Origin of the sequence: Salinicoccus kekensis, assembly GCF_900220995.1 — a bacterium.
In the GTDB taxonomy this organism is placed as follows: Bacteria; Bacillota; Bacilli; order Staphylococcales; family Salinicoccaceae; genus Lacicoccus; species Lacicoccus kekensis.
The window spans coordinates 706,841-723,831 of the sequence record NZ_OBQF01000001.1 but is presented as its reverse complement, the minus strand read 5'-3'; the positions used below and the strand labels follow the sequence as shown (position 1 = coordinate 723,831).

Below are 16,991 nucleotides of genomic sequence, written 5' to 3'. Positions count from 1 at the left end.
AGGACGTCACGAGGACGACAAGGATGTAAACTGAAGACCTCAATCGGGTATTAGTGTTCTGTTGTAACACAAGATTTGTCTATTATAGACGATTAAAAGAAGGTAAAGGCACATAATAATCATTTCAGTACTCATGACAATATCCGTATATAACTTTTCTTTTCTGGCTTCCGCATTTTGTAGTGCTTTTTTATCATATTTCCATAAATTTAGATTGTAGGTTTTCTTTTTTGATACTTATAAGTAGAAGAGTTTTGTTGAAAGAATTACTAGGATTAGCTTCATCAAATAAAATTTCTTCAAAAAAGAGGTTATCTAAAAGATAACCTCTCCTGAAGTTCATTTTATTAAACCTGTTTATTTTTAATTGCTTCTATATCTGCTTCTATCCGCCGTATTATATCTTTAAGATGTTTAGACTTTTTAAACGTTAATAAATGTAAGGATTTAAAAAACCAAAGTTCAAACTTAGATGCACCAATCCCATCACGGTTTGCTATGATATTCATATTTTTCCCCCTTATCCCTTTAGATATTACTTATACTTTACCACCTACATAATATAATTCGAAAATTTAACTTTTTTTCCTGGTTGTTTTCAGCTTCAATTTGCCCTCTATATATTTTAAAATGTTTTACAAAATTAAGTAAGAATTGAATTATGAATGGTAGGGAACTTGATTGAACGAACTAAAGTACGGCATCCAGAGGTTCTAGAGATTCTTGATGTTTGATAACTTACCGGATGATCTTAATTATGATAATAATGAAGAGATCGTAGCGTCTCAATGGAATCTAGGTGGAATGTATGACTGGTCCCTCAGATGGCTGGTATAACCATTGTGGACTAGATTGTAGTGAGGGTTTAACCACAGGTTGAGGCGTACTTATTAAAACTGTAGATTTTTATTGTTGCACCCATAATCGCTGCTGGGACACTTTTGGTAATTGGGATCGTCCATCTCATCGACTGTCTGGATGTTTGTTATCTCATTTTAAAATCAAAAACAATCCCTCCTTCCAAGCTTTGACTGTTCTTCTTGGACCCAGTGAATAGTATCGTTTAGAGAAATTTGTTACAATAAAAGTAAATAAAAGGTTGAATCACACTTGGTCCATACTTGGTATAAGAGATACGACTCTTATTGAAAAAGTATCGGCCAAATATTAGAAGAATTAAGATGTTTAAATACTTGGCAGCTATCTGTCCCTTATTAGTGATAGTTCCTTACTGTAGTTCAGAACCATTATAATAATTTTTTTCTTTACATTCTCTATACTGGGTACAATATTTAGTCCGATAGGTATTAAAAGAGAAACAGGTATCTTAGGGAAAAGTTACTCTTTTTGTAAACACATTATTCCTTTTGATTGGTATTTTAATGTTATTATTTTCTGTATTTTGGGTGGTTTGCGAATTTTAAATAAATGGAAAATAACTCTCTAGTGGGGTGTATTAATGGATAGAAAAACTAAATATAATATCTTAATTATCGTTGTTATTGTTGTCGGTCTTGGGTTGGGTTTACTTGGTTATTTTGGTTTTATGGAGTTTATAAAAAATTTTCCAATGAATTGAGTTGGTTAATGTTTTCTGTTTATACTGTAAAGAGCCACGAGCAAACAGTCTAATAATATTGATTCAACATGCATTCAAATGACAGAGACATTAAGTTAAAATCAAAATAAACTCCTTTTCCTTGAAGATTGTGGTTACACATCGTCTCTATAGTAACTAAACTATTTCTTATAAATTGTCCAAAAGAAAGCAAATCAGCAATAACACTTTCATGTGTTTTGATTGGTTTGCTTTCTTTCTTACCCCCTAAATCTTCCTATTTAGAAAGGAACTAAAGTATATCTATTCGTCCGGGAGATAGGACAACCTTATATCTGAACCTTCTTCGATGTTATCCAAAGTTGATAAGCGTGCTGCCAGTTCGTTGTCTCCTGTTTCAGTTGTTATATCAGTTTCGCCTAAATTACCTGTGTAGCCATCTTCATTACGTGTTAAATCTTCAAGAACAATACGGCCCTCATCATTATCCCTTGCCAACTCAATTTCAAGTGTTTGGTCATCTAAAGTATACCGTCCTTCTATCTCATCACTGTCCTCTGGAAAATTTATTAACTCTATCTCTCCATTTTCAAAGCGCATTTCAAACGATGACATTTCTGGGGGAGAAGCATCGACTGAAAGAATTAATATATATTCATTCCCAGATAGTTCATCATCAGCGTTACAACCTGCTAAAATTATTACAAAGAATATACTACAAATACTTTTTTTTATATAAAAACCGCCCTTATATTACTTTCGATTGTAGCTTTAGGATAATGAGTGGAATATTGGGTATGACTTCTATATGGCATATCGTACTGCAATATCTAACAATTTCATAGGTTTTCAAAATGAAAATTTTCAAAGGGAAGTGTAACACGGACAAGAATTATTTTTTCGTCCGGGAAAAATAGTAAACTTATTTATAGCACTCATGATTTCTTTAGCAGGTTAATCTGATTTCCATGTATTTTTAATCCAGAGCATCCGACACTTTGACGATCTGTTTACCGAAATTGTCCCCGGTGAAAAGATTCCTGAATGCCTTCGGCAGCTTATCGAAGCCTTCTTCGATGGACACTTCGGATTTGATTTTCCCTTCTTCTATCCATTTCGCGAGCTGCTCGCTGGCCTCTTTAGCATCATCCTTGAATTGGCCGACGAGGAATCCCTGCATCAGCGCCTGTGATTTAATCAGTTTGGTCTGTACGCGTGGGCCGTTGTCTTCTTTGCTGTTGTAGGCTGAAATGGCGCCGCATACGGGTATTCTGGCAAAACGGTTCAAATGGTTGAACACCTCATCCGACACGGAGCCGCCGACATTTTCAAAATACACATCGATCCCGTCAGGCACCGCTTCAGCAAGCCTTTCGGCATAATCTTCGGCCTTGTAATCGACACCTTCATCGAATCCGAGATTGTCGGTGAGGTGCTTCACTTTTTCAGGACCGCCTGCAATCCCGACAACCCTTGCACCTTTGATTTTAGCGATCTGTCCGACGACGGATCCGACGGCACCCGATGCTGCAGAGACGACGACGGTTTCGCCCTCCTGAGGCTTTCCTATATTCAATAAACCACCGTAGGCAGTATGCCCCGGCATGCCGAGCGTGCTGAGGTATAAGTACAGCGGCACTTCCGTCGACGGCACTTTATCGACTGTACTGGACGGTACGGTATTGAATCTCTTCCATGGCAGTGCACCCGTCACGACATCCCCGTCTTCAAAACCGTCCGCATTGGATTCTGCGACTTTGCCGACAACATGGCCGGCCAGCGGTTCATCGATCCTGAACGGTTCCGCATAGGACTTTGCATCGTTCATCCTTCCACGCATATATGGATCGACTGATATATAGACGCTCTCTATCAGCAGTTCCCCATCACCGGGCGGGACCGTCTCAACTTCTTCATATCTGAAAACCTCATCGCCGGGTACCCCGTCCGGACGCTTAGCCAAAACAATTTGTTCGTTATTCATGATATCCCCCTCTAAAAATGATTATAACTCCATAAAAACAGGCCACTTGTGTGGCCTGTGAATCAGATTGACAATGTACGGTTTATGCTGCTGCCCTGCATGCTTCGGCGCATCTGAAGCACGCTTCGGCACAGCGCTGGCAGTGGTCATGATCATGCTTCTCGCATTCCTGGCCGCATGCTTCACAGATGGTCGCACAAACTTGCGTGAGTTCGGTCACGAACGGTGAATCCCTCGTGATCGCCTGTTCAAGATATGAGCATATATCCGCACATTCCCTGTCCATGCGTATACATTCGGCCATCATACCCACATCATCTTCCTTCAGGCATGCGTCATAACAGTTGTTGCATGCCTCCATGCATTCATGCACCACCTGCAGCAGCTTCTCATTTGCTTGAGCCATATCGAATCCTCCTTGAAATATTTATGGATTTAAATTCCATGTTCCCTTTGATGGCAGAAATTAAACAGCCGGCGACACCTCCCCGCAGCTTAAAGATGGCAGGGTGGGTGCTGCATGCGGCAAAACTGTCGCAAAATTCAATCATTGTCTGATATCATTAAAGGGATTGAAGTCCGCTTAAAAAAGAGTATGCGGAAGGGGGATGAGATACATAATGAAGAAATCCGTGATCGTCTTACTCGGCATCTCCGTCGTCTGCATCGCGTTTGCCGCAATTTTCGTAAAGCTTTCAGGGGCACCGGCAAGCATCATCAGCATGTACAGGATGTTCTTCGCAAGCCTCCTGCTGCTGCCGGTCGTCTATAAATACAGGCAAGAGTTCCTGAAATTGACGGTGCGGGAGTGGGGGGCGCTGATTTTTGCAGGGTTGTTCCTCGCCATGCATTTCGGCTTCTGGTTCGAATCCCTGCATCTGACGTCTGTGGCAAGTTCGACGGTCATACTTGCACTGCAGCCGATCATTGCGATGGTGGGGGCGTACCTGGTCTATAAAGAGAAAGTGAGCCTCAGGGCGGCGGTTTCGGTGTTCATCTCATTCCTCGGGGTCGTCCTCATCAGCTGGGGGGATTTCAGTTTTACGGACTTGAGCGCCATCACCGGCAACTTCCTTTCATTCCTCGGCGCGGTGGCCGTCGTATGCTACTTCATGATCGGACAGAATGCGGTGCGCAATCTTAAACACTGGGTCTACAGTTTCATCGTATTCGCCATTGCCGGTGTATTTTTATTGATCTACAACATCATCACCGGGACCGCCCTGACGGCATACCCGCCGGTGGAGTGGCTGTTATTCATACTGCTTGCGATATTCCCCACCATTGCACACGTCATATTCAACTACCTGCTGTATGATGTGAGCCCGACCACCGTGTCCATGGCCATGCTGCTTGAACCTGTGGGCGCATCCATACTCGCCTTCTTCATATTGTCGGAAACACTGGGGCCCCTTCAGCTAACGGGTGGAATGATCGTGCTTATCGGCGTCTACATCTTCCTTTGGAGTGAACGGCGGGAGGAATATGCAAAAACTTAAGCAATGGAGTAATTTATTGTGCAGTGCCCTCGGATCACGAATGATTTCATCAATATACGGGTATGAAAGTTAAGATAAGGATTTTCTATCTTAATGGAGGTGCACTATGAAGAGTCATTTTCGTCTGATCGTCCTCGGCGGGGGTGCCGGGGGCATATCGACCGCAAGCCGCATATTGAGCAAGAAGAAAGATTTGAAAAATGAAGTACTCATCATAGAGCCGGGTGATTACCACTTCTTCCAGCCGGGCTGGCCGCTCGTCGGCAGCGGGGAAGTGAAGAGTGAGGCGACGAAGAAACCGATGGCGAAGGTCATCCCGAAAGGTGCCAGGTGGATGAAGGCCTTTGTTGACAGTGTGGATCCGGTGAAGCGTGAAGTGACTGCAGGCGGTAAGACCGTGAGCTACGATTTCCTGATCGTCGCGATGGGTCTTGAGCTTGATTTTGGCGCCATCAAGGGTGCGAGGGAGTCACTCGGCAAAAACCGGGTGTGTACGAATTATGTCTATAATTTAGTGGACTACACTTATGGATCCCTGAAAAGTGTAAGGACAGGGAATATAGTTGTGACGAAACCGCTGTCCCAGATCAAAGGCGGGGTCTCGGCGGAAAATTCCATATTCACGATGGATGACTTCGTCAAAAAGCACGAACGAGATGTCAATGTCGTCTTCAGGAGCGGGCGCCCGGAAATATTCGAAGTGAAGAAATACAGCGACAGCCTGGTCGAACAGCTTGAAAAGAAGAATATAGATTATAAGCTGAATGAAGAGCTGATCGAGGTAAGGGGCGGGGAAAAAGAAGCGGTCTTCCAAAATCATCAGACCGGCGAGACGCATGTCGTGCCTTTTGAAATGCTCGTCATCACACCGCCGATGCACGGCCCGGACGCTTTGAAGGGCTCCGGCCTGCTGGACGCGGAAGGGTGGGTGGACGTCGATCCCCATACGATGATGCACAAGACTTATACGACGGTCTTCTCTTTAGGGGATGCTTCCAATCTGCCGACGGTGAAGATGGGCGGTGCCGTGAGGCAGCAGCTGCCGATACTCGTGGACAATCTGATTGAGCGCATGAATGATGAAGATCCGACCCATATGTATGACGGCAAGACCGCCTGTCCGGTCGCGACGGAATACGGTGAACTGATCCTGGCTGAGTTCGGCTATGATAAGATTCCAAAAGAGACGACGTTCCTGGATCAGTCGGATGATAAGAAGCTCTTCTATCAGTTCAAGAAAAACATGCTGCCATATATGTACTGGTACGGCATGCTGAACGGAAAATCATAAAAAGATAGCATTTCATCCAAGAAAGTGACTCGAATCATTTAAAACCTGAATTAAAAAGCCCTGTCCGGTCGATTCCCGGGCAGGGCTTAAAAAGTATCAAATATCAGGAATACATTTCACTCTTATCTTCTATCCGTATCATCAAGATCCCTTGTATCAGCGCCTGTGCGCGTATCAACATCTACAGGTTTGTTTTTTGTGGAGCCTGTTGTAGGGTCGACTTCCTCGGACATACCAGTGGTCCTTGTATCAGTGCCTGTGCGTGTGTCGGCATCCATAGGCTTGTTTTTAGTGGAACCCGCTGTAGGGCCGACTTCCTTGGATTCGTTGGATATACCGGCAGTCCTGGCATCAGCACCTGTCGTCCCGGTTGTTCTGTCAGCGTCTGTGCGCGTCGTACCTGTCCCCGTCACTCTGTTGGTGTCCTCAGCGCGTTCATGATGATCGTTGATATGACCAAAGAACTTTAAGGAGTACAGAGCTGCGAGACCGACCAGGATGTAGACTATTTTGGCACCGATGTTCTCCTGACTTCCAAAGATGGATGCCACCAGGTCGAATTCAAACAATCCCACCAGAAGCCAGTTCAAGCCGCCTATGATCACAAGTGCCAAAGCAGCCATGTCCAATGCTTTCATAAATTCTCCTCCTTATTATTTCATGTTACTGAAAGTATTCCCTCATAATAAGGCGCTAAACGCTAATATATTCATTTAGCTTATAAATCAAGGCGCCAAAAGAAAAAAAACCGTCCACTCCGGACGGTCGTATCTTCATTGCATTTCCTCGATTGATTTTGCTTCGGTATGGGCTATCGGCTGCCATTCCACATCTTTGAAAAGTGCGGTGATGGCAATCGGTATATAAGTGAGCATGAAAAGCGGGAAAGTGAAAGTGTAAGCCACTTTTTTCCACCCGGCACAATGGACTTTATCCCTCTCACTCATCATTGTGACGGCGCCTATGATGAAGAGCATGAGGTAGATCCACGAGATGGTGCCGAGGAATGCAGCGGATGTCGCCATTATGATTGCCTTATTGCCATCCAGATCCCAGATCAGCAGACCGGCAAGGAAGAAGAAGCCGTTGATGGTGACGCTGAAAAAAGTGAGCAGCAGGGCGGGCATGATGGTCATCGCCATATCAAAGCATGAAAAGCTGTTGCCTCTGCCGCTGAAGATGCCTTTGGCGAGTTTCCCCCCGTATGCGCCGAAGACCTGGTAAAATCCTTTAGCCCAGCGCATCCTCTGTTTCCATGACTGATTGAAGGTGACGGGCTGTTCATCGTAGAACATGGCATCACTGTAGCCGATCTTCTCGCCCCTGATCACCTGGGAGACCGTGAATTCAATATCCTCCGTCAGCAGATGGTGCACCCAGCCGCCGTTCTCCCGGAACACATCCGCACCGACGAGGAAGCCGGTGCCGGAGATTGCACCGCTGTTATTCAGCAGCATCCTCGGCCGGTTGACGTATTCCGCCTCGTGCAGGAACCAGATGGAATAGCCGGAGGAAATCCAATTCCTGTCAAAGTTTTTGGAGTTCCTGTAGCTCGTGACGATCCTGTAGCCCCGGTTGAAGGTGTCGTTCATCTTCGCCACATAGTTTTCCTCGAGGAGGTTGTCGGCATCAAAGATGAAGAAGCCGTCGTACTGCCTGTCGGAGTATTCGTCTTCGATGATTCCGAGCATATGGTCGAGCGCATACCCCTTGCCGACCTTCTTATCATTGAAACGTTCCCTGACGATCGCGCCCGCCTTTTCTGCCACCTCTGCCGTATTGTCGGTGCAGTTGTCCGCGACGACGAAAATGTCGATGTTTCCGGCGGGGTACTTTTGATTTTTGATGCTTTTGATGAGCTGCCCGATGACGAGGGCTTCATTCCTTGCGGCGATGATCACGGCATATTTATTGAAAGGGGGGATGGAACCGGCTTCAGGCCGGTGCCGCCTTTTCGTCCAGATCGCAACAAGTATATAGATGATTTTATAACTGTACAGCGCGGTGAAGAAGATGAGCATGAATGTATTCAAATAAGTGATGAAAGTGACTGCATTGTCCATTGTATGACCTCCATTATTGAAGAACTGATTGTGAAATGTACAGGTATGTAAGATTTTTGGCAGGGCATACCATTGAATGGACGTGATTAAAAATTTATGATATTTTATTTCGAAAACAATATAAATCATTGGATGGTTTTTTATTCTAATAAAGATGTATTTCAATATATAACAGCTTTGAGACGCTTCCAATTATTATTTAATTATAATCGGATTTTCCTGAATAGCAAGTTAAATATACATTATGCATATTAATTTTAATAAAATTAAATGAAATAACATTCCATTTAAGGTGATGGATTCCCTTGGAATCCGTGATATTCATTGACTCGGGGAGTGAATTGTGGAAACCTTAAAGCAGAATAACCATACAGGGAAAGGGGTTTACATATGTTTGAAGTGACGGGTACATTACTCACGATCATCGTTGTCGTTGCTTTGCTGCTGATCGCAGCTGTCGGCTGGTATCTTTTCATGAAGGCGAGATACCGTACGGTGCCTTCCAACGAAGCGCTGATCGTCACGGGTCCGAATCTCGGGGATGAGACGAAGGAGACCAATATATATAAAGACGATCAGGGGCGTTATATGAAAGTCATCCGCGGCGGCGGGCACAGATTGAAACTGTTCCAGACAGGGACGAGGGTTTCGCTCAAATCATTCCAGCTGCAGATCTCGACGCCGAAAGTGTACACATTGGAAGGCGTCGGCATCTACGGCCAGGCGGTGGCGACTGTCAAAGTGGCCGATGACCTGGACGGCATCGTCAAATATGCCGAGCAGTTCCTCGGCAAAGAGCAGGAGGATATCGAGCATGAGATTTCCGAAGTACTGAACTCGAACCTCCGTGCGATATTATCCAAGATGACGGTCGAACAGATCAATAAAGACCGGGAGAGCTTCAACGAACAGGTGCGTGAAATCGCACAGGACCAGCTGAACAGGATGGGTTTCAAAATCACATCACTCGGCTTATCCGACCTCAGGGATGATGAGAATTACCTTGAAAACCTGGGTCGTCCGCAGATTGCACGGGTCAAGAAAAAAGCGGAGATCGCGGAGTCCGAAAACAGGCGTGAAACGGAAATCCAGCAGGCGAAGGACAATGAGGACATCTCCAATGAACAGTATAAGCGGGAGATGAACATCGCAGAGAGCCGTAAGGAGAAGGATCTGAAAGATGCAAGGATCCTTGCTGAAACAGAGAAGGAAAATGCGGCCGCAAGGGCCGCGGGTATGCTTGAAGAAGAAGAGCGCCGCCTGGAAGTCGAAAGGCAGCGCCTCGAAATCCGCGAACAGGAGAAGCAGAATGAACTGAAGCTCCGTCAGATGGAACGTGAAAACGACGTCGAGCTTGAACGCCAGCAGGTCGCCATCAGAAGGCAGCAGGCCGAGGCGGACTACTATGCACAGACGAAAGAAGCTGAGGCAAGGGCGGAGGCCCGCATGGCCGAAGGTAAGGCTGAAGCGGAAGTCATCAGGGAGAAGAGCCTCGCCGAAGCAGAAGCGATCGAGCGCCGTGCGAAGGCGATGGCCGAGCATAAGGATGTCATCATCCTTGAGCAGCTGATTGCAATCATGCCTGAATTCGCAAGGGCCGTAAGCGAATCTCTGAGTAATGTGGAATCCATCCGCATCCTGGACAGCGGAAAGGGCGAGCAGATGAACTCACTGCCGAACACCGTCACCGGCACGATGGCAAAACTCCAGGAAAGCATGGGGCAGATGACAGGCTTCGACCTCGAAGGCTTCCTGAACAATTTATCAGCTTCAACCGGACAGGATGAAGCAGAGTACAAGGAAGTGGAAGATGACGATGCGGACAGTCAGGAATCCACATCTGAAGACACCGGAGAGGTTCATGCTGCAGACGTGGAAGACGGCCTGGAGCCGCCGGCTGAAGACCCTCCGGAGAGCGATCCGGCAGATGATTACTATAAGGATTATTAAAAAAATGACTCTTCGGAGTCATTTTTTTATTGGTTTAGAGGCAAGGTGCTGCGGGCTTTCAGGCTGTTAATTTCCCCTTGAAGATCGAATCACGTACACTTGTATAAAGAAAAAAGCAGGAGTGAACGAATATATGATGAAACAGTACTACAGCGATGTCATCCAATTCAGGGGCACACATTACGATTTTGGTTATCATCAGGGACTGATGCTCAGGGATTCATCCATACTGCCGAACCGCGAACGTCAGTGGAAGCCCAGGCAACACCGCCATTTCATAGTGGATGAGAATAGATTCATCAATATAATGACTGATCTTTCCCCGTTGATTTTAGAGGAGATCGAAGGCCTCGCCGACGCTCTCGGCATGGAGGCGGAAGAAGCGATCCGCCAGTTCGGGGGATTTTATATGGAATATGTCACAAGCGGCTGTTCGATCTTCACAGGAAGCGACTTCATGGTCCGCAATTACGACAGCCACCCGAAAGGTTATGAAGGCCGGTATACATTCTACCAGCCGACCGACGGGGGCTATGCGGTGATCGGCCCGTCGATGCAGATTACAGGCCGGATTGACGGCATGAACGAAAAAGGGCTTGCCATGGGTTACAACTTCACCCACAGCAAGAAATCCGGCGACGGCTTCATCTGCAACATGATTGGACGGCTGATCCTTGAAAACTGCGCCGATGTCCATGAAGCGGCCGAACTGCTGAAGGAAATCCCGCACAGGCATTCATTCAGCTATCCGATACTGGACCCGAGCGGCATTTCATATGTCGTCGAAGCCTCTCCCCGGAGGGTCGTCATAAGGGAAGCGAATGTATGCACGAACCATTTCCATATATTGAATGAGGAGAACCGGTACCGCCAGGAGGAGACACGGGGGCGTGAGGAGAGGATTATGACCCGGCAGCAGGATGCAGGCAATGCATATGAGTCGTATAAAATCATGAACGACCCTGCACATGGTGTCTTTTCGAATAAATACGATGCCTCTGCCGGAACGATCCATACTTCAGTCTATTTCCCGAGGGAATTGAAGGCGTGGTTTGCGATGGGGCCGGACCGTGAGCCGGTCATATTCGATTTCGCCAGGTGGCTCGACGGGGAAGATGTGTATGTGAAACAGATCAAAGGTATGCTGGAGTTCGACCGGCCATTCGTCAATATGGGATGACCACAATTGATTAACACACTCCCTTACAGGGAAGACTTAATTAACGCATCTTACGATAGGAGTGGTTGATCAATGACTAAAACAGTCGGGGAATTTTTATTCGACACTTTGAAGGAGGAGGGCATCACTGAGATTTTCGGCGTGCCCGGGGATTTCAATTTTTCCCTCCTCGATACACTGGAGGATTATGAAGGCATCGACCTGATTGATAACCGGAATGAACTGAATGCAGGTTATGCTGCGGACGGTTACGCACAGGTGAAGGGAATCGCTGCAATGATCACGACATTCGGTGTCGGTGAACTGAGCGCCTCCAATGCGGTCGCCGGTGCATACAGTGAGAATATACCGGTGATACACATTGCCGGATCCCCGGACCTCGAGACTCAAGAGGCTGGCGAGAATGTCCACCATACATTGATGGACGGCAATTTTGAAGTGTTCAGGCACATGTATGAACACATCACCGCCTACGCCGTCAAAGTGACGAAGGATAATGCAGGAATCGAGATCCCGAAAGCGGTACGCATCGCAAAAGAAAAGAAGAAACCTGTCTATATCGATATTCCGATCGACCAGGTGACGGAACCGGTCGGGGAGATCGAGACTTCAGTATCTGAAGAAAAGACCGATGATAAAAATCTTGAATCTGCCCTCGCGCATGCGAAGGAGCGTATGACGGGCGACACGGTGATGCTCGTCGACTTCAATACGCTGCGTTACGGCCTTGAGCCGGAAGTGCAGTCGCTCGCCGAGGCGCTCAATGTGCCGGTGGCACAGATGATGCAGGGGAAGGGCGGCTTCAATGAACAGCATCCCCAGTACATCGGCATGTACGGCGGTGCCTTCGGCGACCCGGAAGTCCAGAAAATCGTCGAGGAAGCCGACTGCATCATCGCGGCCGGTATGCTCTGGTCCGACTTCAACCTCGCAAAATACACTGCAGACCTTGACACAGGAAAGATGATCATCATCCATCCGCATTCAGTCGAGGTCGCGGGTGAGAAGTATGACGGCATCCATGCAAAAGATGCACTGGAAGCACTCCAAGAATCCGGATACCGAAGGGAAGGGGAAGTGGAGGCGCTGCCTTCCATCTATGATGATATAGCCGGCGGACCGGAAGAGGAAATTGCGGCGGAGTCCTATTACCCGCGCTTCCAGAGGATGCTTGAAAAGGATGATATACTCGTCGTCGACACCGGCACGCTTTCCTACGGCATGAGCCAGGTGAAGCTGCCCGAAGGCGCAACATTCGTCTCCCACGGCGCATGGCAGAGCATCGGCTATGGCACACCAGCCGCACTCGGCGTCTCAGCAGCTGCAGAGGAACGCCGCGTGCTGCTGTTCATCGGCGAAGGTGCTTTCCAATTTACGGCCCAGGAATTGAGCACCATCATCGATAAAGGGTATCAGCCAATCATATTTTTACTGAACAACCAGGGCTATACGATTGAACGCTATTTGAATACGGAACGCCCTTATGCCGACTATAATGATGTGCCAAAGTGGGATTATATGACTTTGATCGACGGTTTCTCCGCTGCCGGAGAAGTGTTCAAAGCCAGTGTACGGACGAACAGGGAGCTGGATGAAGCGATTGAAAAGGCCCAAAGCTTCAACGGCACAGCCTTCATAGAGCTTGTCGTCACCGATCCCATGGATGCACCGCTGTACCTGCATAATTTAAGGGAACACGCAAAAGATGATTAAAAGAATTTAATAAATGAGAAAAACACCCTATAAAAAGGGTGTTTTTTTAAGTAATGTCATATTATTTTACAATCAGGACAGGTTTATTGACCCGCTTTGCCACCTTATGGGTGACGTGTCCGAGCACGTGCTTCAGTTCCCTTCTTGCCCGCTGGTTGCTCATGACGACGATCTCATAATCATTTTCATTGATTTCACGTAGCAGTTCAGTGATGACACGCCCTGATTTGATCAGTATATTGTAATTTACATCGAGCTTATCAAGTTCGTCCGTGAACGGCTTCAAATCTTCCACTTTATCTTTCGTGATGTCGTCAAAATGCTTGCCGTGATATTTCACGTTATCCGCCATTTCATTTTCCGACATGATATGGAATATCGTGACCACGGCTTCCGGATCTCCGTTCGTCAGTTTAGCCAGCTGTTCTGGAACATTGTAGAAAGTGTTGCCGAAATCGAAAGGCAGTAAAATCTTTTTATACATATCCACACATCCTTTTAATTCTTAAAGTATTGCCTAAATTAAAAATATCAGTTTTTACGTTTCTATGCCATCCTTTATATATATTAGATTACCATTTAAATTAGTTGTAAAACCTAATCCTCACAATTTCGGTGGCGTTTAAGCCCCGTGCGGACGGGTAAGCCTCTAATGAGTCTAAATCCATAGGGGGTGTAAGATTGTTCAGCTTGAAATTGAGGTATTTCAGGATACTGGCCGTCTTTTTATTTTTGGGAGCTTTAGGGCTGATCTATTTCCTGAATCCGGAGTTGATGTCGATGGGTTTCTTCATCACCGCAGTGATCATTTATGTGGTGCTTGATTTCATAATCAGCTCGCTCATCGTCCGCAGCAGGCGGTCCGACGATGAAAGATGACAGGTATCTTTTTGCCTCCTTACGCTCAGCCGATGATCCGGTTGCCGCCCTGACGCTGGGCTGCGACGAGCTTTTCCGTGACCGTGTGGATCAGTTCACTGACCGTCTCACCCGGCATATACTCAGCAACACCGCCGCTGATGGTGATGTCGCGGGGCACTTCGAATACGGTGCTCATGACAGTCTTCCTCACTTTTTCAGCCACTGCATAGGCTTCCTCTTCACGGGCATCATCAAGCAGGATCATAAATACCGTCTCCCGGTAGCGCCCCGCGAAATGATCCTCACCGGCCGCATCTTTAATGATCTTCCCCGCCGTCTTCAAGATGTTTTCACTCATAAAGATGCCGAGTTCCTCTTCGTATTTTGCATAATCGTCAACGCGCAGCACGATGATGGACTGCGGATCCTCCCTTTCCTTCAAATAGGACAGTTCCAGGAGCACACCCTGCCTTGCATATAGGGAAGTCAGTGCATCAATCCTCATCTGGCTTCTCAGTTTGTTGTTCTTCACCTTCAGCTGTTCTTTTTCCTCTTCTTCATCCGTCACATCGAACACGATGCCTTTTAAGAAGAGAGGTGCACCGTCTTCTGTCCGTTCCGTGACTTTCCCGCGGTCCTGGTAGACTTTCCATGAGCCGTCCTTTGCCTGGATGCGGTATTTCACTTCCCATACAGGGATCTTTCCCTCCAAATGATCACGCATCATCTGCATGACATGTTCATAATCATCCGGATGCAGTTTTTCGGTGAAAAACTCGTACGGCACCTTTTCCGGCAGCTCCTCCTCAGTGTAGCCGAGCGCTGTTGCCTTCATCGGGTTGTATGTAACTTCATTGATCGTGAAATCCCAGAACCACTGCCCGAGATTGCCCGTCCAGCCGAACTCCAGCTTCTCGGTTTCGTGGAAGGTCTCCAGCAGCTGCTTGTTCAGACGTTTCAGTGAATCGATTTCCTTGATCAGTTCTTCTTTTGAGTACTCTACGTCGCTTTGCATCATGTGCCTCCTGTGAAGTCTTTATATTAACAGTCTAATCTACCAGTAAAATACATTCAATTGCAACATACTGTAATGGAACTCAAATATCCGATATATACCTGCCAGATAGATAGTGATTAAATAGAAAAGCGTAGACCGAGTCTACGCAGAATGAAGATTTTGATTGCTAAATTTGACAACTAGGGAAATATGGACATATTATCGACTGCGGTGGGGACCTTTCTTATTACTTTTAGTAAATAAATAAACTGCCAGCGCAAATAAGATACCCATATAATGACCTATAAAATATTGATTCCAAAGTATAAGTTCATTTTCGGTTAATGAAAAAACTGAAACTAGAATAATATGCATGACAATACAAATAATCATTAGATAAATCAGTTCTTTAAAGTTAATACTGAGTCCTCCTTTTAACACATCGGAGTTCATAGTATATTCACTTACTATAGAAAAGTGAATCAGATACAATCTGGGGCATAAATTTATTTATTCTGATTTAGTTTCAATTCTCTTCTGCTTTATCTCTACTTCTGAATATCATAAACACTATCAAAAGAATCAACGCCAACGAAAAGATGACGGCCCAGATATTATTTTCTCCGAATGCTGCAGTTAAAAAGGTTTCAAAAGTCGGCAGACCAAAATAACGCGCCACCCCGAATAACAGAAAACCTGCAAGAACACCGAGTATCGTTATAATGAGAATTTTTGTGTTGGACATACTAACCCTCCTCAAGACATGCATTTATTGATTCTCTTCTTTCTTGTTGAAGTAATCATATTTTAATATATGAGTAAAAAGAATCTTGATGAGGACCACGCCAAGTGGGATGATCGTGTATATTGTCAAAGGCATACCTGGCGGCAACAAATACCTTAATATGATATAAGAGATGGCCACATAGAGAAGACTGACGATGATGGTGGTTTTATTTGTTTCGAACAGTCTCACGAATATCCTTCCTTTTAGATTAAAGTCCTCTTTCCAGTACATTTACACTTTTAGTGAGGTCTTCAAACAAATAATATATATCTTTACATATTTTGTATTAAATTATATGATTATTCTAAATACTTATAGTGAAGGGGATCGTTATGAAACTAAGGTTATTCAGGAGTTTGTTCACCTTGTTGTTTTTAGGTTTTCTGGTGGGTATCTACTTGGTTAATCCTGCGCTCATGTCCTGGACATTGTTCATCACTGCCGCCTTGCTTTATATCATTCTTGAAACTGTCATCAGTTTCATTATTGCAAGGGACCGTTCTGAAGAGGAGCACGTTAAATTTGATGAATGATGGGATGATGTATGAATTGTTTCATACACGTATCAACATCAGAAGTTTTATATGTAAAAAATCAGCCCGGGCCTTTCAAAAGGCCGGGCTGTTGTCATTCATATCTTAAATTCTCATCCTGCCATATCAGGTTATAATATGGCTATGCCGTATATCAGCACGATGACACCTATTGCCAACGCGATTCCGTTAAGTGCTTTCTGTGGGGAGAACAGACCGATGATTCCAAGGATAATCGCTGCAATACCAAGAAAGATTGGCTGCCAGAAGAAACCGATGATTCCAAGGATGAGACCAATCCATCCGACCCACAGTCCTGTCGTATTGTTCAGACTGCTTTCTGTTTGTCTCTCAGTATGTTCACTCATGAAATTACCACCTTTCCGTTGTTAGAATTTAAGAAGGAAGACGTTCAGGGGATTTCAGTCTTCCTTTGTTTTTCTTTCTACTTATAATTTAACCATTACCGGCGTATACCTAACAAACGTATGGGGGAAGGTGTGCTGAATTGCATACATTCAGATTAGATTTGTCGGGATTCGGGAACAGAATGAATGAATTGTCATATAAAAAAC

At 45.6% G+C, this 16,991-nt stretch carries 17 protein-coding genes; 7 read left to right on the top strand and 10 right to left on the bottom strand.

Features of this window, described 5'->3' with window-relative positions:
- Positions 1-347: 347 nt before the first annotated feature.
- The 4 genes from CRN96_RS13215 to CRN96_RS03615 all read right to left on the bottom strand — a co-directional run bounded on the left by CRN96_RS13215 (position 348) and on the right by CRN96_RS03615 (position 3,948).
- The gene (locus CRN96_RS13215; protein WP_179647087.1) at positions 348-509 is read right to left on the bottom strand and encodes a hypothetical protein; all 162 of its coding nucleotides are present in this window, start codon (positions 507-509) and stop codon (positions 348-350) included.
- 1,352 nt (positions 510-1,861) lie between these two features.
- Complete coding sequence (locus CRN96_RS03625; RefSeq protein WP_143544276.1) at positions 1,862-2,173, bottom strand: hypothetical protein; 312 nt, start codon at positions 2,171-2,173, stop codon at positions 1,862-1,864.
- A 361-nt stretch (positions 2,174-2,534) separates the two neighbouring features.
- Entirely contained in the window at positions 2,535-3,542 is a 1,008-nt protein-coding gene (locus tag CRN96_RS03620; RefSeq protein WP_097039233.1) for an NADP-dependent oxidoreductase, read from the bottom strand.
- A gap of 82 nt (positions 3,543-3,624) precedes the next feature.
- Positions 3,625-3,948 carry a four-helix bundle copper-binding protein gene (locus CRN96_RS03615; RefSeq protein ID WP_097039231.1) on the bottom strand — a complete coding sequence of 108 codons (324 nt, stop codon included), beginning with the start codon at positions 3,946-3,948 and terminating at the stop codon, positions 3,625-3,627.
- Between the two features lie 214 nt (positions 3,949-4,162).
- Between CRN96_RS03615 and CRN96_RS03610 the strand changes: the two genes are divergently transcribed.
- Positions 4,163-5,041, top strand: a complete 879-nt coding sequence (locus tag CRN96_RS03610) for a DMT family transporter (RefSeq protein ID WP_097039229.1) — start codon at positions 4,163-4,165, stop codon at positions 5,039-5,041.
- Between the two features lie 106 nt (positions 5,042-5,147).
- Positions 5,148-6,332 (top strand): NAD(P)/FAD-dependent oxidoreductase, encoded by a 1,185-nt coding sequence (locus CRN96_RS03605; RefSeq protein ID WP_097039227.1) that lies wholly within the window; start codon positions 5,148-5,150, stop codon positions 6,330-6,332.
- Positions 6,333-6,454: 122 nt separating this feature from the next.
- Here the strand turns inward: CRN96_RS03605 and CRN96_RS13485 are convergent, their stop codons facing one another.
- Positions 6,455-6,970, bottom strand: coding sequence for a DUF378 domain-containing protein (locus tag CRN96_RS13485; RefSeq protein WP_097039225.1), 516 nt, complete (start codon positions 6,968-6,970; stop codon positions 6,455-6,457).
- 135 nt (positions 6,971-7,105) lie between these two features.
- Positions 7,106-8,395: a glycosyltransferase family 2 protein gene (locus CRN96_RS03595; RefSeq protein ID WP_097039223.1), complete on the bottom strand. Its 1,290-nt coding sequence runs from the start codon at positions 8,393-8,395 to the stop codon at positions 7,106-7,108.
- Positions 8,396-8,785: 390 nt separating this feature from the next.
- On the opposite strand from CRN96_RS03595, the gene CRN96_RS03590 reads away from it, so the two are divergent.
- The 3 genes from CRN96_RS03590 (at position 8,786) to CRN96_RS03580 (ending at position 13,238) form a co-directional block, all read left to right on the top strand.
- The gene (locus tag CRN96_RS03590; protein ID WP_097039221.1) at positions 8,786-10,345 is read left to right on the top strand and encodes a flotillin family protein; all 1,560 of its coding nucleotides are present in this window, start codon (positions 8,786-8,788) and stop codon (positions 10,343-10,345) included.
- Positions 10,346-10,481: 136 nt separating this feature from the next.
- A complete protein-coding gene (locus CRN96_RS03585; RefSeq protein WP_097039693.1) occupies positions 10,482-11,525 on the top strand; it encodes a C45 family autoproteolytic acyltransferase/hydrolase in 1,044 nt (347 codons plus the stop codon).
- A 72-nt stretch (positions 11,526-11,597) separates the two neighbouring features.
- Positions 11,598-13,238, top strand: coding sequence for an alpha-keto acid decarboxylase family protein (locus CRN96_RS03580; protein WP_097039218.1), 1,641 nt, complete (start codon positions 11,598-11,600; stop codon positions 13,236-13,238).
- Positions 13,239-13,299: 61 nt separating this feature from the next.
- Here the strand turns inward: CRN96_RS03580 and CRN96_RS03575 are convergent, their stop codons facing one another.
- Positions 13,300-13,722 (bottom strand): universal stress protein, encoded by a 423-nt coding sequence (locus CRN96_RS03575; RefSeq protein WP_097039216.1) that lies wholly within the window; start codon positions 13,720-13,722, stop codon positions 13,300-13,302.
- Between the two features lie 197 nt (positions 13,723-13,919).
- On the opposite strand from CRN96_RS03575, the gene CRN96_RS03570 reads away from it, so the two are divergent.
- Complete coding sequence (locus CRN96_RS03570) at positions 13,920-14,117, top strand: hypothetical protein (RefSeq protein ID WP_097039214.1); 198 nt, start codon at positions 13,920-13,922, stop codon at positions 14,115-14,117.
- Positions 14,118-14,142: 25 nt separating this feature from the next.
- Here the strand turns inward: CRN96_RS03570 and CRN96_RS03565 are convergent, their stop codons facing one another.
- Positions 14,143-15,114, bottom strand: a complete 972-nt coding sequence (locus tag CRN96_RS03565) for a sensor domain-containing diguanylate cyclase (RefSeq protein ID WP_097039212.1) — start codon at positions 15,112-15,114, stop codon at positions 14,143-14,145.
- A 508-nt stretch (positions 15,115-15,622) separates the two neighbouring features.
- Complete coding sequence (locus tag CRN96_RS03555; protein WP_097039208.1) at positions 15,623-15,841, bottom strand: hypothetical protein; 219 nt, start codon at positions 15,839-15,841, stop codon at positions 15,623-15,625.
- Between the two features lie 374 nt (positions 15,842-16,215).
- On the opposite strand from CRN96_RS03555, the gene CRN96_RS03545 reads away from it, so the two are divergent.
- Positions 16,216-16,416, top strand: coding sequence for a hypothetical protein (locus tag CRN96_RS03545; RefSeq protein ID WP_097039205.1), 201 nt, complete (start codon positions 16,216-16,218; stop codon positions 16,414-16,416).
- 131 nt (positions 16,417-16,547) lie between these two features.
- Here the strand turns inward: CRN96_RS03545 and CRN96_RS03540 are convergent, their stop codons facing one another.
- A complete protein-coding gene (locus tag CRN96_RS03540; protein WP_097039203.1) occupies positions 16,548-16,784 on the bottom strand; it encodes a C4-dicarboxylate ABC transporter in 237 nt (78 codons plus the stop codon).
- Positions 16,785-16,991: the final 207 nt, after the last annotated feature.